The 21,494-nt window shown below is 37.3% G+C and carries 13 protein-coding genes; all 13 read right to left on the reverse strand.

The features are described from left to right. Positions 1–12: 12 nt before the first annotated feature. Positions 13–987: a glycoside hydrolase family protein gene (locus tag ACHMWN_RS14470; protein ID WP_397302449.1), complete on the reverse strand. Its 975-nt coding sequence runs from the start codon at positions 985–987 to the stop codon at positions 13–15. A 3-nt stretch (positions 988–990) separates the two neighbouring features. Further along, positions 991–2,781 (reverse strand): alpha-L-fucosidase, encoded by a 1,791-nt coding sequence (locus ACHMWN_RS14475; protein WP_397302451.1) that lies wholly within the window; start codon positions 2,779–2,781, stop codon positions 991–993. After that, on the reverse strand, positions 2,781–4,301 hold the full coding sequence (locus ACHMWN_RS14480) for a sialate O-acetylesterase (protein WP_397302454.1): 1,521 nt from the start codon (positions 4,299–4,301) through the stop codon (positions 2,781–2,783). Before ACHMWN_RS14480 ends, ACHMWN_RS14475 begins: the two co-directional genes overlap by 1 nt. Next, the gene (locus ACHMWN_RS14485; RefSeq protein WP_397302457.1) at positions 4,282–6,249 is read right to left on the reverse strand and encodes a GDSL-type esterase/lipase family protein; all 1,968 of its coding nucleotides are present in this window, start codon (positions 6,247–6,249) and stop codon (positions 4,282–4,284) included. The genes ACHMWN_RS14480 and ACHMWN_RS14485 overlap by 20 nt, the downstream gene beginning before the upstream one ends. Before the next feature lie 3 nt (positions 6,250–6,252). Next, positions 6,253–7,782: a hypothetical protein gene (locus tag ACHMWN_RS14490; RefSeq protein WP_397302460.1), complete on the reverse strand. Its 1,530-nt coding sequence runs from the start codon at positions 7,780–7,782 to the stop codon at positions 6,253–6,255. Between the two features lie 6 nt (positions 7,783–7,788). After that, positions 7,789–9,348 carry a glycoside hydrolase family 28 protein gene (locus ACHMWN_RS14495; RefSeq protein ID WP_397302463.1) on the reverse strand — a complete coding sequence of 520 codons (1,560 nt, stop codon included), beginning with the start codon at positions 9,346–9,348 and terminating at the stop codon, positions 7,789–7,791. Between the two features lie 587 nt (positions 9,349–9,935). Beyond that, positions 9,936–11,021, reverse strand: a complete 1,086-nt coding sequence (locus ACHMWN_RS14500; RefSeq protein WP_397302465.1) for a glycoside hydrolase family 27 protein — start codon at positions 11,019–11,021, stop codon at positions 9,936–9,938. A gap of 27 nt (positions 11,022–11,048) precedes the next feature. Next, positions 11,049–11,504: a putative Ig domain-containing protein gene (locus ACHMWN_RS14505; protein WP_397302468.1), complete on the reverse strand. Its 456-nt coding sequence runs from the start codon at positions 11,502–11,504 to the stop codon at positions 11,049–11,051. Between the two features lies 1 nt (position 11,505). After that, positions 11,506–13,053 (reverse strand): putative Ig domain-containing protein, encoded by a 1,548-nt coding sequence (locus ACHMWN_RS14510; RefSeq protein WP_397302471.1) that lies wholly within the window; start codon positions 13,051–13,053, stop codon positions 11,506–11,508. A gap of 11 nt (positions 13,054–13,064) precedes the next feature. Continuing rightward, entirely contained in the window at positions 13,065–15,110 is a 2,046-nt protein-coding gene (locus ACHMWN_RS14515; RefSeq protein WP_397302473.1) for a discoidin domain-containing protein, read from the reverse strand. After that, on the reverse strand, positions 15,110–16,453 hold the full coding sequence (locus tag ACHMWN_RS14520) for a polysaccharide lyase 6 family protein (RefSeq protein WP_397302476.1): 1,344 nt from the start codon (positions 16,451–16,453) through the stop codon (positions 15,110–15,112). Before ACHMWN_RS14520 ends, ACHMWN_RS14515 begins: the two co-directional genes overlap by 1 nt. Positions 16,454–16,769: 316 nt before the next feature. Beyond that, a complete protein-coding gene (locus tag ACHMWN_RS14525) occupies positions 16,770–19,184 on the reverse strand; it encodes a glycoside hydrolase family 3 N-terminal domain-containing protein (protein ID WP_397302478.1) in 2,415 nt (804 codons plus the stop codon). After that, positions 19,181–21,478 carry an endopygalactorunase gene (locus ACHMWN_RS14530; RefSeq protein WP_397302481.1) on the reverse strand — a complete coding sequence of 766 codons (2,298 nt, stop codon included), beginning with the start codon at positions 21,476–21,478 and terminating at the stop codon, positions 19,181–19,183. The genes ACHMWN_RS14525 and ACHMWN_RS14530 overlap by 4 nt, the downstream gene beginning before the upstream one ends. Positions 21,479–21,494: the final 16 nt, after the last annotated feature.

A 21,494-nucleotide genomic window follows, 5' to 3' on the forward strand; every position in this document is an offset into this window, starting at 1 on the left:
ATTGCGAATGAATTATTTGATTTCTTTTGGCACATACTTATTAACTGGATTTACTTCAATCCACGATTTCTCACTACCATCTTTCGCTTGGGTTAAACAGGAAGTGAAAAATGCAGTCACTTGTTCCTTATCATTTACAAAAACAAATGGCCTTTCTCTCCTTCTAAAAGTTTGTTCAGTCCCATCATCATAAGTTACCGTTTTCGTATAAACAGATTCTTTAGAAACCAATGTATAGTTAATTCCATCTTTAGAAGCATATTGTGCACCGTTTTTACCTATACCAGTAGCATCACCCCTAAAGTCACTCAATACCACGTTATATTGATTTTTTGCCCACCATATCGTTGGGTCTTCCAATTGATTTTTATCGGGCAATAAATTATACTGATTACTCACTAAGCTATAATTTCCATTAAAAGAAGGTGCCTGATATCCCTGAGCGATGCGGATATTATCAACAGATTTTCTTCCAAAAACATACACACTTCCATCTTTTCTCACTAACGGAGCAGGATTAGAAAAAGGCATGGCTACTTTATCAGTGCGTGTCCAAGGCCCAGTAATCGATTTACTATAGGCATAACCCGTTTCATTTGCTGATGAAATATAGTACAACACATACGTATCTCCTGCCTTTACAATTTTCGGATTATGCGCTCTGTCATTATCCCAGAAATCTGGTCTTTTTTGGATAACAACTTCTTGAAACTCATAAGGACCATATAAGCTTTTAGAAGTCGCTCTAACGACTTCCGAATAAGTTGTCCAACCACCTAAACCATATTTATCTGGCCAGCGAGATGCAAACATATGGTAAGTATCTCCTACTTTTATCACCGATGGGCACCATAGAATATAGCCTTCCATTTTAAACCCGCCATTTTTAACAGCTGGTTGCATTGCATCTTTAAGCGTTTGTGCTTTGGTGGTATAGTTAAACAGCAAGCAAATTAAAAATGCAGCTGTAGTGATTATTTTCTTCATATCTTATTTAACAGGTTCTAGTATAACTGATTTTAATTTAAATAGCTCTTTTCCATTTTGTAATGGATGAATTGCAATGTGATATATTCCTGGTTTTGAAAAAGTAGTGGTTGCAACAGTGTGTTTAATAAATAGCAATGGCGAACTTTTATCAAATTCTGATGTACGTAAGGTTCTAAATAGAAATTCTTGATGATTAATGCTCAAACTCCCTTCTAATTTTACGCTTTCTTGCGGACAACTGTACTCTGCTTTAACATGGTAGTCTCCAGGCTCGGTTACATTTATGGTAAATGTAACTTGGTCTGTGCTATCTTTCATATTGGTGATGCAAGTGGTATGTTTCCAATCGCCATAGTAATGACTATAGGTTAAGGATTGAATTTTTGCATTACCAGTAGTTTGAGCAAAAACAGCATCAACATTGTTTTCATCAAATTGAGCTGATACTGTAATAGGTGTTTGTAAGCTATAATCGGCAACAGTTCCCGAATACTCAACCACAAAAACTGTGTTTACCGCATCCTGACCAAATAAAGGTAAATTAATCAACAATTGTTTCCCTATCTTTTTAAAGGTCAGTGCTTTTTTATCGGTTAATGCATACACCTTTTTTACGTTTTCATTAAAATCAGGAATTAATAGTTTGCCATTTTTTGGTCTGGTTATCACATGTAAATATTGTTTTCCAGGTTTTGAAGTACTTACTCCCCAAGGTTGAGCAGCAATTAAACCATACGTAGTTCCATAAATACTCTCGCCATTTAACTTAAGCCATTTACCTGTTTGTTGCAAAAACTTAACTGAGTATTCTGGGATTTTTCCATTTCCATCTGGCCCAACATTTAACATTAAATTACCACCTTTAGAAGCTACATTGGCAAGTAGTTGAATAATTTCTTTACTACTTTTAAAGTTCATGTCGTGTTTAATGTAGCCCCATGAATCGTTATGTGTATAAATTGATTCCCAAGCTCCTTTTATTGGTATATTTGGCACTTCAAAATCTCCAAAATCTCTATAATCCCCTAAACCTTGCCCAACCCTACTGCTAAACAATGTTTTGGGTTGCAATACTCTTAGTTCGTTTACAAATGATTGAGTTTGTTCTTTAGTCATTCCGCCAGGTGTATCGAACCAAACTATGCCCAACGGACCATAATTTGTTAATAGCTCTTTTAACTGAGGAATTGCTTTTTCTTTATAATACACTTGATAATCTTTTTTCAATTCATCAAAATCCCAGGTATTTCTGCCTCCATTAGGTTCGTGCCAATCTTGAAACTGTGAATAATAAAAACCGAATTGAATACCGCGTTTACGATTGGCTTCTGCCAATGCTTTCATCGGATCTTTTTTATAAGGCGTAGCGTCAACGATGTTAAAATTGCTCACTTTAGATTTGTACATGGCAAAACCTTCGTGGTGTTTAGCGGTTATCACCATGTATTTGATACCAGCATCTGCTGCTAATTGTGCCCATTCATCTGCATTAAAACCAGTTGGATTAAAAGTTGAAGCTACTTTATCGTAATCAGCAACTTTAATTTTAGCTTGGTTCATTATCCATTCGCCACTACCATAATAGCGTTTCCCATTCCATTCTCCAGCTAGTTTTGAATACAACCCCCAATGAATAAATAGGCCAAATTTTGCATCTTTAAACCATTGTAAGTTCGGGTTTTCTTTACCTGAAACATTACTATCCCACATCTGATCCATAGTTTGAGCAAAGCTATATTTTGGCAATTGCAGGATCGCTAACAGAATCAATATATAAAAAGTCTTCTTCATTAATTTTTAGTTATGGTTGTCCAATTATCTGTTCTAAAAGGTGAAGCCGGTAAACCTGCGGCATTGTATAAGTTCGGTCGACAAAAGTTTTTCCAAGCAAAACGAACAGCAGCTGGATTTTTAATAGATAAACTAGAAACCCAAATTTCATCGCCTTTAATAACAGCTGTTGCAGGTACAAATTGCTGATCGTTATTTGCTATCGTAAATTCAGTTAATGAATCGCCTTTGACTTGTAAACCTTCCCCATGTTTAAATTTTAGGATAATGGTATTTCCTTCAGTTTTCATCGACTGATAAATTGGTCCGGAATAAACCAAATCACTTTTACCGTAGGTTTTAGCCAATGCCCAAAGTGCCAAACGCTTTCCAGGAACTTCTTTATTTTGTGGATGAATGTTTAATGAATCACCAACATCGCTAATTACAGCCATACCCGTTTGCGGAGTAGATTGCATGGTGAATAATTGTGCTTCTCTAAGTTCTGGAAGTTGTTGGTAATGCATAGCGATTTGCACAAAATAAAATGGAAAATCAGTTTTCCAGTCTGCCCGCCAAGAATTAATTAGCGCTGGAAATAGTTTTCTATATTCATATGCCCTACCCGAATTCGATTCTCCTTGATACCAAATTACGCCTTTAATGGTGAATGGAATAAGCGGCGCAATCATCCCATTGTACAGTTTTGTTGCTGATTTTGAGCTTTGAGTAGGTTCAACAGGTTTTTTTGGTGCAGTATTGGCTACTGAGTTTCCACTTTTTTTCCACTTTTCTAAAGCAGTTTGATAATTGGCCTCTACCGATGTATAATTTTGTACATCTTTTTCATAATTTGTTAAAATGGATGAAAGCTCTTCATCTTTTTCTAAAACTTCCTTTTTAACCCAGGATTCAGCTGGTGTACCACCCCAAGATGAATGAATCAAGCCAATAGGGCAATTCAAGGACTTGGTTAATTCAACACCAAAATAATAGGCTACTGCAGAAAATCCTCCAGCAGTTTCTGGACTACATACCTCCCATTTTCCCTTTACATCTTTTTGAGGTTCTTGTGCTACGGTTTGCTTTACCGTAAACATTCTCATTTTGGGATAATTAGCTTTGGCTACTTCACTTTCATAGTTAAAAATACCTGTTTTCCATGTTGGTGTTGTTTTGTGTAAAGGAAACTCCATATTTGATTGACCTGAGCATAACCAAACTTCGCCAATAAGTACATTTTTAATTTCAATTTTATTAGTTCCATTAATTGAAATGGTATATGGGCCACCAGCTACGGGAGTTTTTAATTTCAACAACCACTCACCATTCGTATTGGTAGTAACTTCTGCTTTTTGATTCCAATTTGCTAAAACCGTTACTTTTTCACCAGGATTTGCCCATCCCCATAATGAAATTGAAGATTTTTGTTGTAAAACCATACCATCCGCAATTAGCGATGGTAATTTCACATCCGCCCATACGGTAAAGGGCAAGGACAGTAAAACGATAATCCAGATTTTACTTTTTATTTTTTTCATCACTATTCACTAAAAAATGTACAATTCTGCATGCATTGCCTAAAGATTTCTCATTATGATTTGGAGTAATTTGTATGTTCAAAACATGTTGACCAGCTGAGAGTTCATCCCCCAATACTAAATACCAAGGCAAATGAAGGTTTTTACTCCACTGCGTATAAAGATCTATCGTTTTTGGATTTTTTCCATCAATAGTATAACTGATGATCACAGCATCTGGTCCGGCCAAAATGGCAATTCCAACGGCATTACCCTTAAATGTAAATGAAAGTTCTGCACCGGCAGTGGTACCCAATAAGACTGGAACATTTACAAAACCCGGTCTGGTATTCACTTTATCTTTGGGTTTCCAAGACGGATCTAGTATAAAATCTTTTTTAATCATCGCCTTTGCTACATCAACATAATCACCTTTGGTATAAGCAAATTTTTGAAGTATAGCGGGCAATTTAAAGGCCTCCAGCTGTGGAGCTGAATTATCCTTTATGCTTTTCCGAATTAAGGTTTTGATTTCAGAAAAATAAATTTCCTGACCAAATGGCGATGGATGAAGATTTTTAAAATCACCACTCCAAGTAAACTCTCCTGCCTCAATGCGTTTGCTTACTGCTTCGGCTAAATTTATAAATGGAATTTGATAGTGTTTAGCAATATCTTGATGCACTTTTACCTCTATTGGAATTTTGTTTACTTTATAATCTGAGATCTTGTCTTCATCAACAAAAGCCATCATCACCATGTTCACATTCGGATTAACTTGATAAGCATGTCGAACAATACCTTCTAATGCTTTCCTTTGTTGTTGCTCTGAAGTTCCATTTCCATGATCGTTTACTGCAGATTCGATAAACAGTAAATCGATGCGTCCTTTGTCCAATACATCATTCTTCAACCTAAAAACATGAGGGACACTGCCTAAGGATGGAATACCAGCATTAATAAAGGTAAAATCTGTTTCGGGGTATAATTCTTTTAAATAGGTTGATACTTTATCACGCCAACCTTTCATATTGGTAATTGATCCACCCAAAAAAGCAACTGTTGCTTTCTTTTCTTTTTTTATGCGATAAGCGATATTAGTAAGCCGACCAAATTCTTCTATAAAATCTTCATCTTTTAACTGATGAACAACAGGCATGCTATTTTGATAAATAAATTCAGCCAGTTTTTCTGGTTGTTCAATTGGGAAATGATGACCACTCAGCGTTTGCTTTCCTCTTGTCATCGGTATTATAGTGGCTGGTCCACCCTTATTAAGGTAATTTTCAACCAAAATAGTCGTGTTTTCTTTTGGCGGAGCAAGGCTATCTTGTAAGCCAATTACGTTTAAAATAGGAACTTTATAAGCAGCTAAACCATCAAGCCCATTAATGGGTAAATCATCATATTTTAAAGCTTCTTCCTCTGTAAAATGATAAACCTCTAGAAGTTTAGCCCAATCTTTAGGTGAACCTTTTCCCGTTCCTTTTCCTCCTGGCCAGCTTTTAAAATCAAATACTGGTGTTTCTGTGTAAATGCAACTTACCTTGGCAGGATTTCTTTTTGCCCAGCCTAATACATATAATCCGCCTCTGCTTACCCCTTCTAAAGCAACTTTTGGTGCGAAACCTTTCTCCTTAACTAAATAAGTATAAAAATCATCCCAAATCATCATTGCCTTTGGATGTCCAAATAAATCATTTGTGTTGATATAAGCCATGTAAAACCCACGTTCTAATAAAACGCTATCTATCTCGGTGTGCCAGTTTGGAAAATGTGCATTCCATATCCAAGGGTTACCTTTGGCAGCTACTAATGGTTTAACGTACCACGCTTCTATCCCATTGAATTTGAAGCTTACTTTTTCGAACTTTTTCCAAGGAGTTGTCTTCTCTTCGGTGATAGTAGCTTGCGCAAAAGCACTATGGCTAAACAAGAATAGCAGAAATAGTTGAATAAGTTTCTTCATTGATTAATAACCTATATTTTTTACTGCACTTGAACCTAATCTTTCTGAAAGTTGAGTTAAATAAAGGCTTTTTGGCGTAACCTGATGTTGATATGAATCATAAATTCCTTCTGGTAAATCGGGTTTAGTGTCGAAAGGAATAGCTCTTTTTTGCTGTTCTCCTTTACCACCAATTACCCAATTGGCTGCTCCTGGAGGTTGTTGATTTAAAAAGCTCTTCGCCGAAGAATTCCATGCTACGGCCCAACCAATAGTCCAGCCATGCCCAGAACCCATTGATCCTCTATTCATAAAATCTATTCCTCCATCTGGAACTTCACAATTATCCACTAATAAACCTGTTGCCCATCTTTGGTGAGGTTGAATCCATCCGTTGCCTTTAAACACACAGTTGAGTAAAACAACAGGACCAGTAACTTTTGCGCCTGTACCAAAGAAGAATAAATTATCACCCTGTATCGTACATTTATTAAATAGAATTTGTTGTCCACTTCCATTTAAATCAGCAGGCTTAGCAGCCCCAATGGTTGGTAAATTGTGTACAATGTTTACGTTTTCTACGGTAATTCGTTTACCCGTGACACTCACGCTATTTACGGTATTAAAGACATCAATGTTTTTTGCCCAAGCATCAGTAACGCCACTCAATGTAAAAGCTTTATTGCTCCCTTCGGTTATGGTTACCGATTGTGGAGCAGAAATAATCCTAAAATTTTCAATCCCAATTTGGTACAGCATACCATTGCTGTTAATTTTTGTAACTGTTACACCAGGATTAAGGTATTTCAGATCATAATTATCAGTAAGAGGAACATCAACTGTAATTTTGTTTTTATCGATTTGAGTGATGATGCGATCGGTAGTAATCTCACCATTCATCCAGGTTTGTTTTTTACCATCTCTTACCATTTTATCCATTTGCATAAACGCAATCCAAGCCTCGGTTACAGGCTTACTAATCCGGATGGTATCGCCAACTTTAAACCCATCCACCTTGTTTACGTTAAAAGATAATGTACCAGATGGTACATACCCATCGGCAAAAGTCGAAGTAATTGAAGTAGCTTTTACGCTTACATCTCCCCTAACCAAAAGTGCTAAATGTGGCTTGCCTGTTAGGTTTATAATCGTACCATTTTCTCCTGCACCACTTCCTCTTAAAACTACACCACTTGTAGTAATGCTAATTTGTTTTTCGCAGTTATACGTACCAGCTTCCAATAAAACTGCTCCTCTAAAACCGTTCACTAACTTCATTGCAGAAACTGTATTTATCGCATTCTGAATAGTTTCTGAATTATCGCCCGCCGAAGGTTTCAACGTTATTTTTACATCGAGATTTGGTAAACTTACACCACCACCTTTATATCCGGCATATGAAAAATCCATGATTTTATCGCCAGTTGGCAATGCCTTGTAAGTTAATTTACTGTTTACATCAGCATACACCCATTGGCTTTTTGGCGCATTCGTTTGGGCTTGGCTATTAATCGATAAAAAACCAAGAATTAGTACAGCTAGTGCTATTCTCATGTTAACTTATTTTATGTTTTCTACTTCTTTTTTGATGGATGAAGCATTGTTTTTAGCGACTTTAATCGATGCACTTTTTGCTCCTTCTACTCTTACTAAAGCTTGTGCTTCGCCTTTTACGGTTATTCCATTAACACTTGCACCAATCACATTTTCTAAACGTATAATCGCTTCTGCTCCTTTTGTTTCTGGCAAAGTCCAGTTATTTACTGTGATATCCTTGCCATCTTCGCAAACCAGTGCAGGACGTACATCGTTAGTGCCTAAATTAAATTTCACGTTAATTAACTTTAGACCTTTTACATGTCTAGCCCAAACACCATACGCTGGAATTTTTGGACCAAAAGTTTTTACTTCTGGATATTGATCAATCGCTTCTGGAACTACCTTACGTGAATCTTCTGCCGTACCACCACCAGCTAAAGTAATTTCGATATTCTCTAACGTTAAGTTGGTAATATCATGCCCAGGTACCCCTGTAATTAGAATGCCAGATGGCGGCGTTAATTGAGCCTGATCTGCTGCTTTCGCTTTCACATTTCTAATCACAACATTTTCGAAAGTGCCTGTTGGTTTTTTAGTCTCCGTATTTTTTCTGAAAACATTTAATCGTGAACCTAAGCGAAATAACATGGGAGTTTTTACTTCATCCATGGTAATGTCTGAAATCAACACATTTCTTAGGTGCGCACCATCAACCGTTAGCAATTTAATTCCACCGTTTTTTGTATCGTAAATATGGCAGTTGGTAATTTTTATATTTTCGAAATCGGCAATAAATTCTGTGCCAATTTTTATACCAGCCTGACTACTTTTTAGCCTTAAACCTGATACTTCAATATCTTTACATGCCATTAAGCTCGATGTTGTTTTAAATACCAATGCATCATCTCCACTTACCACATCGCAATCTTTAATGCGTACTTGCTGACAACCATCAATCCCAATTCCATCGTTATGTGCAACGCCTACACTTTGAATTTTTACATTCTCAATTAAAATCTGTTTGCTTTGGAAATAATGTGATGTCCATGCTCCTGCATATTTTAAGGTTACACCTTTTACTGTAACTCCAGTACATCTTACAATTCGAACTAAAAAAGGGCGTAATCCCCAACGTTGTCCCTCTGGGCGAGTATCTGTTAAAATATGTTTTGCTTTTATAGCCGATCCTTGCCCATCAATGGTTCCTTCTCCTTCAATACCAATATTTTTCACGTCAACCGCAACCAATAAAGCCCAACCCACATCAATGCCTAAACCTTCTGTAAATGGATCTAAATTTTGATAATCTTTTAAATCTATGCTCCCCAATAAAACAGCATCTTTTTGTAGGTAAAGCGTAACGTTATCTTTTAGGGCAATAGTACCTGATAAAAACTTACCTGCTGGGATAATTACTTTGCCTCCGCCACTTTTGTAACAGGCGTCAATCGCTTTTTGGATCGCTTGCGAATTCAACGTTGTTCCATCCCCAATTGCACCATATTTGGTGATATCAAAATCAGCCGCTTTTACATGGGCTAAAATAAATAGGAAAGCTATTAGTGCACCTAATTTTTTCATACAGTATACTCTAAAATGAAAGAATTGAACCGGTTGGTCGTTTATATTTGTTTATGCAACTACGTGATAATTCGTTAAGTTTTACGCAATTGAATTAGCTGTTTATTCAACAATTTTGACATCAGGAGGTGTAGTTTTCGCTTTTTAACGTATATCGAATTGAAATTATATCCTTCTTAATTTACCATTAGTGTATAGCGAAGCATGCGGAAATTTCGTTTTTCCCATCACGCAAAGAGCTTTTCCCGTTACGCAAAGGACTTTTCCCGTTACGCAAAGGACATTTCCCATCACGAAAAGGACATTTCCTATCACGCAAAGGACTTTTCCCGTTAAGCAAAGGACATTTCCCATCACGCAAAGACCTTTTCCCGTTACGCAAAGCCTTTCGACTTCAACGCAAAGCCCTTAGACCTTTACGCGAAGAAGATTTAATGCAAGAAAAAACCTACGGATCAGAAATCGTCCTTTCAAGCATAGCCGAGAAGTATTTGAACTTTACAATAAATAGGAAGATTTCTCCGTTTCGCTGCGCTCCAGTCGAAAGGATGGGATTGAGAGGTTGTCCCTTGATGCATAGTTAAAAACTATTTAGCAGCTCTTAAACTAATCATAACTACGCCATGTTGCTCAACATCTGTCTTAAATTCTCCTTCAAAAACTCCTAAATCTTTCTGACGCCATAAGTCGCGGACAGTGTATTTGCCTTTAATCTTTAAGTCTTCCCATTTTAAAATTACTGCCTGGGTTCCGTTATCACCAGGATTAAACAAACCAGCAACCTTTGTTCCATCGGCTAAAGTTTTTGCCATTACACCTGCCTCTCCTTGTCTTGAAATCACAGTAGCTTGTTTTCCAGATTCATCTTGATTTATAGCTAAAATTTCATCATTAGTTAATAGGCTAATCGTAAAATCATCTAATTTGGTTAAATCATTTCCTAATAATAAAGGTACCGACATTAAACACCATGCACTTACATGAGTATATTGTTCATTGGCTGTTAATCGGGTTGGTTTTGGTGTTTTGCCCCATCCAACCCAGCCCACAATCATCATATCTGGATCATTCCAATGACCCGGACGAGCATAAGGTGCCCATTTATCTTGTGTAAATAACCTACTTTTTAAACTAGACCAAACATCTTTAATATCACCACCGGTACGCCACGCATTAGATACTGTAGATAGCTCTTTGATTGATGCAAAAGGTGTACTGTTTGATAAGCTAAAAACAAGATCTCTTCCACTGTTGCGTAAGGTAGTATACATCAATTTAGTTTCAGGATATTCTATTGGATTCCAATCGTATTTTAAGTAATCAAAGCCCCATTTTGCCCATTGTTTTACATCATTATCAACAAAAACATAGCTTCCTATGGCGTACGGCACTTTCTTTATACGATGATCAACTTTTTCGGTAGTTGGAGCAAAAGTACCTTCAGCATTCATAGCCGAGCCACCAATTCTTTTGGCATAAGTTTCTATCCAAGGAGAAGAATAAATTCCAATCTTTAAACCCAAATCATGAGCTTGTTTTACTAAAGCTAACATATTGGGAAAGGTAATAGGATCAGGTTGAATAGCGTTAAACTCTCCTCCTCTTTTTCCTTGCCAAGCATCATCAATATTCATATACGACCAACCATGATTAATTAGACCCGAACTTGCCATTGCCTTTATATTTGCAGCAACTAATTCTTAAGTCACTTTATTACCATAGATGTTCCAGCTATTCCAACCCATTGGTGGTGTTAATGCAATTTCTTCGCCTACAATAATCTTAAAATCCCTATTTGCTTTACCTAGCTTATTTTTTGCTTCTAGCGCAATGATATACGTTCCTGCTGTTGCAATGCTTCCAGATAATTTCCCTGTTTCACTATCTAATTTTACTCCATTTGGAAGGGATTTAGCTGAGAATGTCATTGGCCTATCGCCAGATACTGGTACAGTGAACACAATAGGATGACTTGGCCTTACACCAAAAACTTTTGGACCATTTATTCTCGGTGTTGCGGCTGGCTTAGGTGTTAAAATAGCTTTAGTAAGCGAGTCTTTATCTTGAGCCTTTACGGTTTTCCAATTAAAAAAGCTGATTACAAAAGCAAAAAATAATATGCTGTAAAAGCGACGGGTATGTTGAAGAATATTCATATTATTTTGCAGCTCTTAAACTAATCATTACTACACCATGCTGATTTACATCAGTCTTAAATTCTTTATCAAAAACACCTAAATCTTTCTGACGCCATAAATCGCGAACAATGTATTTACCTTTGATTTTTAAATCCTCCCACTTCAAAATCACAGATTGTGTTCCGTTGTCTGAAAGATTAAATAAACCAGCGGCTTTTGTACCATCTTCTAAATCTTTTGCCATTACACCAATATCTTCATTTTGTGAGATGATGGTAGCTTGTTTACCTAATGGATCTTGATTTACATCCAACACTTCCTGATTGGTTAATAGACTAAAGGTAAATTCATCCAGTTTAGAAATATCATTTCCCAACAATAAAGGCACAGACATTAAGCACCAAGCAGTCATGTGGGTATATTGTTCATCTGCTGTTAGCTTAGATGGCCATTTTTCGGCAGCATTCCATCCAACAACACCTAAAATCATCATATCTGGATCATTCCAATGGCCAGGGCGAGCATAAGGTGCCCATTTATCCTGTGTAAAAATCCTGCTCTTTAAACTTTTCCAATTGTCTTTAATGTCACCACCAGTACGCCATGCATTAGATACAGTTGATAAATCTTTTATTGTTGCGAAAGGTGTACTATTAGAAAGGCTAAAAACTATATCCCTACCGCTTTTTCTTAGCGCATCGAACATCTCTTTTGTTTCCGGCATCTCTATCGGATTCCAATCGTATTTTAAGTAATCAAACCCCCATTCTGCAATTTGTTTGGCATCATTGTTCCAAAAATGATAGGTTCCAATCGCAAAAGGAATTAGTTTTTTATTTCTGGCAACAGTTTCTTTGGTGCGCTCAAAAGTTCCTTCTGGGTTCATTGCCGATCCACCAACTCTATGTCCATAAGACTCGATCCAAGGTGTAGAATATGTTCCTATTTTCAATCCCAAATCATGTACTTCATTTACCAAAGCCTGCATATTCGGGAAACGAGCGCTGTCGGGTAAAATTGCAAAGTTTTTACCTCCACGTTTACCTTGCCATCCGTCATCAATATTTAAATACGACCATCCATAATTGATTAAACCCGTACTCGCCATCGCTTTTGCTTGGGTAAGTACTTGCTCTTGCGTAATTCGAGTTCCATAAATATTGTAATGGTTCCAGCCCATTGGCGGTGTTAACGCAATTTCTTCTCCTACTACCAACTTAAACTCTTTAGTAGCTTTTCCGAGCGAGTTGCTTGCTTCTAGTACTATTTTATAGGTGCCTTTTTGAGCAACTGATCCAGCTATTTTCCCAGTTTTCTGATCTACAGTAACTCCCTTAGGAAGATTTTTAGCAGAAAAAGTCATTGGTCTTTTGCCAGATGCTGGTATAGTATATAAAATAGGATGATTTGGTCGTACACCAAAAATCTTCGCTCCGTTTATTTTGGGTTCAGGCCCTGCCTTTGGCGTTAAAATTGCATCGGCGCTAATGCTTTGAGCACTTGCTATGAATTGAGCTCCAAGCAGTACAAATCCTGTTAATAAGATTTTAAAAATATTTTTATTCATAATTACGTATGCTATTTAACAAAGTATAGTCCAAAGCTCTTTAAAGCCGGATAATCATTAAACTTACTAATGGTCAATTTCACTTTCCAAGCTACTATACTTGGAAACTTTACGGTCTTATCTACTCCAATAGTAGTGCCCTTATCTACCAAAATCCATTTACTATCTAACTGAACTTCTACTTTGTATTCTTCTATTCTTTGTCCTAATGCCTCACTCATTTTTAATGCATTAATTAATACTGGTCCTTCCATATCCACCTCAAATGTGGCTTCTTTTAAACCATCATTAACTGCCCAATAGGTTTTTCCATTCCCATCCAACGCTCTTTCCCCACCAAATTCTCGTGTGGTACCTCTCACATTATTTGTATTTACAGGACGTTCGTAGGCTAAGTTTACTCCTAATTTAGGATCTCTTTCTGGATTAAATGGAGTTAAGGTTACTGCTTTGTTCGTAAATTCGGTAATATCATTCGACTGATAACCAATATTCTTTAACCCTGTTTTGCCCAATCTTTCTTGTAGCTGTGCTAAATATAAACTCTGAATAGCCACAGGTTTACCATGCGAATCAAAAGTTCCATCAGGTATAATTGGGCTGCTATCAAATAATCTAGCTGTTTGTTCTCGTTCTCCGATACAACCAATTGCCCAGTTTACAGTTCCAGGTGGGTTTTGAATGATATAACTTTTCGCAATACAATTCCAAGCAACAGCCCAAGCCATTGTCCAACCATGACCAGAACCTGCAATACCTCTATTCATAAAATCTATATTGCCATCGGCAATGGTACAATTATCGGTTAATAACCCTGTAGCCCAGCGTTGATGTGGTTGTATGCGACTTCCTATGCCTTTAAAGGTAGAATTTAGCACTACATTTGGACCAGTTATTAAACTTGATGTCCATACAAAATAGGTATTCCCGCCAGTAGCTTCGCAACGGTCTATTAAATTCTGACTACCTTCTAAACTAAAATCTGCAGGTTTAGATGCACCTAAGTTGGCATAGGTATGTTTAATTTTTACGCGTTGCATCGTAATTCGATCTCCTGCCAAAACCGTAGTGTTCATGGTTTCTTCTGCAAAAACATTTTTAACCCAACAATCATCACCACCCACTCTAATACCTGCATAAGGAGCATTTCCATAAGACGATTCTAAGGGTTCACATTGGATGTGTACATCTTCTACGCCAACATTTGTTACCCTATTCAGCACTTTTATCTTCGCCACTTTTACCCCCATTGGCAGTAAAAACTTTGCATCATACGAATCTGCCAAAGGCACATCAATTGTTAACCGATTACCTGCAATCGCCTTAATTATTCGTTTTGAAATCTCTTGTCTGCCTGCTCCCACCCAAGTTTGCTTTTTTCCCTCTCTGTACATGTTATCCATTTCCATAAAATGAATCCAAGCATCGGTTGTAGGTCTATAAATTGCAATCGTATCTCCGATTTTAAAACCTTTTGCATCGGCAACATTAAAAGATTTAGCTCCAAATGGAACGTATGAATCAACAAAACGAGTGGTGACTTGCTCCACTTGTTCATTTGCTTCTACTGCACCTAAAGCCACTTTAGTATTGCCTTTGCCTATTACAATAGCTGTATGTGGCGCTCCGCTCATTTTAATCGTAGTTCCATTTTGATCACTTCCTTTACCACGTAAAACGATACCACTCTCTGAAATGATAATTGAACTAGCACAATTAAATACACCTGCAGAAAGTTCTACTGCTCCACGAAATCCATTTTGTAAAGGCATTTTTGCAACCTGATCTATTGCAGCTTGAATTACTTTGGTATCATCTCCAGTTCCAGATGGTTTTACAACGATTGTTGTTGTTATTGTTGGCAAAGCTACTCCACCACCCTTATATCCCGCATGGGAAAAATCCATGATCTGATCTCCGGCAGGTGTAGTTTTGTAAACTAATTTTCCATTTTGATCGTAGTTAACCCATTCTGTTTTGCCACTATTTTGTGCGAATATGCTATTAATCCCCAAAAAGATAAAAATCAGAAAAAGAGCTGTGCTTAGTTTATTCATTACGGTTTAGCTAAATAACCAACTTGGTTTGGTGATAAAACAACTACTTTATTTGCAGCCTTAACAACTGGGTATTGACCAATTGTATTGTTAATTAATGGGTTGTTTGCTGGTAATTGAAAAATACCTGAAGCATCTTTTACCAATTTAGGATCATTTTCTTGATAAGATCCTGCTGGTAAATCTCCGGCGCCTGCTGTTTTAAAAATGATGTTTCCTTGCCATTTGGCTTGTGTCATTGGGCCAGATATCTTAGTTGCAACACCTCCACCTTGTATAATGTTATTAGCAACCGTAACATAAGTTGCTCCTATGCCATCCTTTCTTGGGGTTTGAACAATGTTTTCTTTATTATTTACTAGTGTATTAAATACAATCAAAATTCTATCGGGCCTATCATGAGACGTTAAAGGCGCACCATCTGCAACTTCTGCACCGCCATTCCCAATGGTAATTGCTGGTTTACACTCTTCAAAATAATTACTGAAAATTTGATGGTCATCGCCAAAAATTCGTAAGCCTGGTGTGTTTTTAAAATAATTGCCATACACCAAATTTTTATTTCCATGACGTAAGGTAAACTGTGCCGGACAATCTCTAATGGTATTGTATCTTAACGTTACTCCACCAACTTTTACCGAAATCAGTTCGTTCTCTCCTTCGCACTTTTCAAACAAGTTATACTCTACTATGCTATTGCTCAACGACATGCTAAAGCCACTTAAACCAAACTGAAAGGCTTCTGCTCCGTTTTTACCGCCTTGACTTGCTGCTGTGTTGAAATAGTTATGGTGAATGTGTAAGCGTTCGGCAATTTGTTTTCCTTCTCCTCTAATGGCCACAAATCTGCCCATTGCATTTTTATTCTGAAATGTATTGTAATCTATTTCTTGATCGGAACCTGCAACAGTTAAGTCCTCTCCATCGCCTGGTGTTTCGAAAATATTTTGTGTAAAGCGGCAAAAGCTAGTTCCATTACCTGTTTTAGCTTTTGAGGCAAGATGTGTGAATTTAAATCCTCTGATGATGACATATTTTGCCGGACTTACTACGTTAAACCCTCCTTTACCAGTTATTTCTGTTTCACCAATTTTCTCTGCTGCAATGGTAATGGGTTGTTGCGCTGAGCCTTGTTTATTCACTACTATATCTTCTGTAGTAGTATAAGTTCCGCTTTTCAGTACAATCACATCGCCCGGTTGGGCTTTATTAATTGCAGTTTGCAACTCTGCTATCGATGCAACAGTAATTGTTTTAGCAAATAGTGTAGCTGAAGTTAATAAAGTGATTAAAAAAGCACATAACATGGTCTTTTTTAATTTAAGTGATGGAGTAGATTTCATCTTATCAAAAATATAATTCAATGCCTAACGTAGTTATAAAATTATAGAATGTTATAAGGAACATTAGCTTTTAAATCAGATATTTTGGCGCTTAGTTTTTTCTTTAAACAGTCGTCTTTGCGAGCGCAGCGAAGCAATCTCCTAATAGGTTTCCATGCAGGAGATTGCCGCAGTCGGTGAAGAACCTCCTTCGCAAAGACGAGCAAGGAGGTCTAGCATCATGTTCGTCTTTGCGAGCGCAGCGAAGCAATCTTAAAGCGATGAATATCTGATGCTGTTGTAAGATTGCTTCGTACCTCTCAATGACGGAAATATGCTATTTAACCACCGTAAACTCTTTTTTCAATTTAATATCTTCTGATGAATTACCTATCATGACCACAAACTTACCAGGCTCTACTGTCCATTTCATACTTTTATCTAATAGCGCTAAATCAGCTGGCTTTAGGGTGAATTTTACGGTTTTCGTTTCGCCTGGGGCTAAACTTACTCTTTCAAATCCTCTTAAAACAGATTCGTAAGTAGTTACACTGCTAACCACATCCTTAAGATACAATTGTACTACTTGATCTCCTTTGCGACTACCTGTATTTTTAACATCTACTGCTATAGTGATATCACCTTGCTGACGAATTTCTTGAGCACTTAATTTCAGGTTAGTAAACTCGAAAGTGGTATAGCTTAATCCATAACCAAAAGGATATAGCGCACCAAGCACTCTGGTTTTGCCCGTTCCATTTGGATCATCGCTTTTACTCTGACCAGCTTGAGAACCTGGCTTAAATGGAAAATTCAGCTCAATTTGACCAATAGACTTTGGATACGTCATGGTGAGTTTACCACCAGGATTATTATCTCCAAACAAAGTTTCGGCAACCACTGTACCTGCAGAGGGACCTGGAAAACCTGCCTGAAGAATTGCAGGAAGGTAACGGTTTTCCCAATTAATAGTTAACGGACGACCGTTTAACATGACCATGACTACAGGTTTACCTGTAGCATACAATGCTTGTAGCAATGTTAATTGACGACCAGGTAAGTTTAAACTTGTTCTTGATTTACTTTCACCTACTTGGTTATCCGTTTCGCCTACTACCGCGATTACGATATCAGATTTATTTGCCGCAGCCACCGCCTCATTTATTTGCGCTTGCTCTTCTGCAGTTAATGGAGTAGTGATAATTTCACTTTCTGGCCAAGAGGCATCAATCACATCACACCCTTTACTGTACGTTACGTTTGCAGATTTGCTGGCGTAGGCTTTAATTCCATCTAAAATAGAAACAATTGGATTGTTTGATGGTCCGTATCTACTCGTGGTATAATTTACTTCGGCTGCTAATGGACCAGTCACTAAAATATTTTTGTATTGCTTTACATTTAACGGAAGCAGGTTTTTATCGTTCTTTAACAACACCATCGATTCGCGATTCAATTGTACAGCCAATTCTTCATCTGCAGTGGTGTGGACTTTTTTATCGGAAGCATCAGGGTCATTTACATAAGGGCTATCGAATAAACCTAATTTAAATTTCACCCTCAACACATCTGCCACACGTTCATCTAGTGTTTTCATCGCTACTTTACCTTCTTTAACTAATTCACGTAGTGGAAGGATAAAGTTTTCGGGCATGGTAAAATGAGTACGTACATTTAGTCCAGCATCTATGGCTTGTTTGATACCCTCTTTATAATCTGCTGCAACATGATGTTTGCTTGCAATAAATTCTACAGCTTCACTATCTGATACTACGTACCCTGTAAAACCATATTGTTTGCGAAGGAGTTCGGTTAAGAAATAAGAGCTACTAGATACAGGCTCGCCATCCCAATCGTTGTAACTACTCATTACACCCATAGGCTTGGCTTCTTGTATTACTCTTCTAAAAGGATAAAGGAACATTTGGTGTAATTCTCTAGGTGCCACATGTGGATCGGTACGAGCTTGTCCATCTCTACCACCTTTGGGTACGCTGTATACTGCATAATGTTTTAAAGTTGCCGCTACACCTTGGTTTTGAATACCTAGTGTCATTTGTTTACCGAGTTCGGCAATTAAAAAAGGATCTTCTGCATAACATTCTACTACTCTACCCCAACGTTGGTCTCTGGCTACATCGAGTATGGGTGCATATACGTTGGTATAACCTAACGCTTTTGCTTCTCGACCAACGGTAGTTCCTGCTCTGTATACTAAGTTTTTATTCCAGGTTGCACCGATATTAATTGGAGCAGGAAATGGTGTAGCTCTATCGTGGCAAAGTCCGTGGATGCCTTCGTTGGTAAAATCGACTGGAATACCTAAACGTGTTTCTTCTATAAACCACTTTTGTACCGTATTAATAGCATTAGCATGTTTGCTAAAAGGAAAGGAATATTGGGTTACTGCTTTCTTGTTATACGGTAAGCTATTTAATTCTTCATCTATATTGGCAATGCCGTCTTTCCAAATTTGTGTTTTCCATTCGGCGGTTGGCATTTCGTCTTTAAGTACTCTGCCGTAACCATAAAGTGTGGCGGTCTGACACGTCTTTTCATTCAGGTTCATTTGGCTCAATAGATCTTTCACTCTACTTTCTATCGGTTTAGCTGCATCTTCAAATACATCCATTTTTCCGTTCTTGTTAAAATCTATCCAGCCTTTATGGTAAATTTTATCCTTTTGAGCTTGCGTAGTTATTGCCAATACGGTGAAGGCAATAGAAAAGGTTATGGTTTTATACTTAATCATTTGTACTGTTTTGGATTTTTTCCTTTTTCGTCGTCGTAGTAAACTATGTTATCGGTTTTTAATTGAGATGCATTTTTTAATCCGATTAAGATAGGATTATCTGTTGGTTTTACCATCTTCAACTCTGAAAGCTGTGCACCTATTACATCATCTAAATAAATCACATAACGACTATCTCTTTTCTCGTAATTGAATGAACTTTTTTGAACGGTTAATCCCTTCACATGGCGAGCCCATAACCCATAGGATGGTTGTGTTTTTAGATTGGAAACATTATACTGCCCTACGCCTAATTCTGGAGATGTTTGTAAAGTATCTGCAACTGGATTACCCCCTTTTACTAAAATATTTACATCCGTAAAGGATACATTTTTGATGTAACCGGTATGTAGTCCGTTTGGAAGTTTAAAGTTTAACCCACCTTCTACAGTTTCATTATCTGGCAATTTATACCCTGCAATAATAGGACTTGATTTGCGCTGTTTGCCATCGTAAGGTTTCCAACGGTTGGTAGCATCTCCATAAGAACTTCCTCCATACACTTCGGCAATATCAACACCATTGATGATGATGTTTTCTACTACACCGATGTTTACATTCTTCACTAATAGCTCACTGTGTTTTTCACCGTTATCAGTAAAGTTGTATTTACCTACATCTGCGCCCAAAATTCTACCTCGATTAGAGATAGAGATAAAGAACGGTGTGGTGGTACGAAACATTTGAGACCTTGAATGTAGTATTCCTGTATGGCCACAGTTTAAATGGATGTTTTTAATGTGCGCACCATCATTGGTTGAGATGGAGAAACCCGCTTTATTTGCACCCAACACATAAATATTATCTACACAGATGTCTGTAATATCGTCGGCAGTTTCTGAGCCAATTTGAAAGAGGTTACAATTTGTATCGCCTATAATGTTTCGAACTTTATAATTATGGACAGGTCTGGTAAAACCTAAAGAACAATCTGAACCTGGTTTAACGATATCATCTGAACTTACTTTACAATAGATATTGGTTACAGTTACTTCGTTGCATTGCATAAAATCGTAAATATCACGAACGTTCGATGTACTGTTTTTTCCGAAATAGGTGTTGTGAACATTGATAGAATCGGTACCCGTTGCTAACAATGCAAAATGCCCTGCTCTATCTATATTCAACATATTTTCTATGTTAACATCTTTACTACCATCTTTGGCGATATAGTAAGGCTCATCTTTAGCAGGGTCGTACCATAAATCTTCGGCTTTAGGCAAACCTCCTATTTCTAAGTTAGTACACAGTTTTAGTGTAAACATTTTATCAGCTCGATTATCGGCTGCATTATTCATTACATTATCGCCATTTACTAAATTGCCATCGCCAGTAATTCTTCCGTTTCCAATGATTTTTACATTATCTAATCGTTCGCCAAAAAACATGGTGTTCCTAAAATAATGATGTCCCACATCTTGTTTGGTCATGTAATTTTCTGGGTCAGCATAAGGACCAATAGCTGTTGGAGACAATCCTGAGCGATATTTTTTATCGCTAAACCATGTGCTTTCAGGGGCATCGGCTCCTTTTATGGCTTTTATGGTAGCGTCTTTATCAATAAACAAATAGACATTACTTTGTAGATGAACTGTTTTAACTAAGTATGTTCCTTTAGTAAATGCTAATGTACCACCGCCAATTTTATTTAAATACGCTAAGGCTTCGTTTATTTTTTGGGTATCATCCAATTGATCATCGGCATTCACACCGAACTTTTTCACATCCATTTTGCCAGTATAAAACTGAGCCTCGTTTGAATAACCCTTTTTTTCTCCGTCTTTTACGAGTAACCTAAAACTGTACAATAAATGAGGTGATAGGTTATTCACTTTCGCTGTACCACTTTTGGCATCTAGTACCGCAGCAACAACCGACCATGTTTTACCATTGTTTGTAGACGATTGTAATTGGATATGTTTAGCATCACTAACAAAAGGCCATTTAAAGCTTGCTGAAGTATAGGTATTCGGTTTTTCTTGGTAAGCCATGCTACGATCAACTAGGCGTACAAAATCTGAAATGGTTTTGGTTACTTTCAACGTCGCAGTTTCATTTCCTGTACCTGCACTAGTTAAAACACTTGGCTGCGATGTGGTGTAGATGGCTTTAAACGTGAGGTTCCCTAGTGTTTTTAAGTTTACATTGTTTATTTTGATCACTACATCGGCACCGTTTGCTGGTCTGAAATCTAAATGATTAAGGGTAATGATTGCTGCACCGTTTGATGATTTAGTTAAGGTAACCACTCCCACTTTTGAATACGAATAG

The sequence above is a fragment of the Pedobacter sp. UC225_61 genome, from assembly GCF_044452285.1.
In the GTDB taxonomy this organism is placed as follows: domain Bacteria; phylum Bacteroidota; class Bacteroidia; order Sphingobacteriales; family Sphingobacteriaceae; genus Pedobacter.

Excerpts from the sequence above, each read along its gene's own strand:
- ACHMWN_RS14470 (WP_397302449.1), bottom strand. The coding sequence starts at position 987 with ATGAAGAAAATAATCACTACAGCTGCATTTTTAATTTGCTTGCTGTTT.
- ACHMWN_RS14495 (WP_397302463.1), bottom strand. The coding sequence starts at position 9,348 with ATGAAAAAATTAGGTGCACTAATAGCTTTCCTATTTATTTTAGCCCAT.
- ACHMWN_RS14490 (WP_397302460.1), bottom strand. The coding sequence starts at position 7,782 with ATGAGAATAGCACTAGCTGTACTAATTCTTGGTTTTTTATCGATTAAT.
- ACHMWN_RS14510 (WP_397302471.1), bottom strand. The coding sequence starts at position 13,053 with ATGAATAAAAATATTTTTAAAATCTTATTAACAGGATTTGTACTGCTT.
- ACHMWN_RS14505 (WP_397302468.1), bottom strand. The coding sequence starts at position 11,504 with ATGAATATTCTTCAACATACCCGTCGCTTTTACAGCATATTATTTTTT.
- ACHMWN_RS14515 (WP_397302473.1), bottom strand. The coding sequence starts at position 15,110 with ATGAATAAACTAAGCACAGCTCTTTTTCTGATTTTTATCTTTTTGGGG.
- ACHMWN_RS14500 (WP_397302465.1), bottom strand. The coding sequence starts at position 11,021 with ATGGCAAGTTCGGGTCTAATTAATCATGGTTGGTCGTATATGAATATT.
- ACHMWN_RS14480 (WP_397302454.1), bottom strand. The coding sequence starts at position 4,301 with ATGAAAAAAATAAAAAGTAAAATCTGGATTATCGTTTTACTGTCCTTG.
- ACHMWN_RS14475 (WP_397302451.1), bottom strand. The coding sequence starts at position 2,781 with ATGAAGAAGACTTTTTATATATTGATTCTGTTAGCGATCCTGCAATTG.
- ACHMWN_RS14525 (WP_397302478.1), bottom strand. The coding sequence starts at position 19,184 with ATGATTAAGTATAAAACCATAACCTTTTCTATTGCCTTCACCGTATTG.
- ACHMWN_RS14485 (WP_397302457.1), bottom strand. The coding sequence starts at position 6,249 with ATGAAGAAACTTATTCAACTATTTCTGCTATTCTTGTTTAGCCATAGT.
- ACHMWN_RS14520 (WP_397302476.1), bottom strand. The coding sequence starts at position 16,453 with ATGAAATCTACTCCATCACTTAAATTAAAAAAGACCATGTTATGTGCT.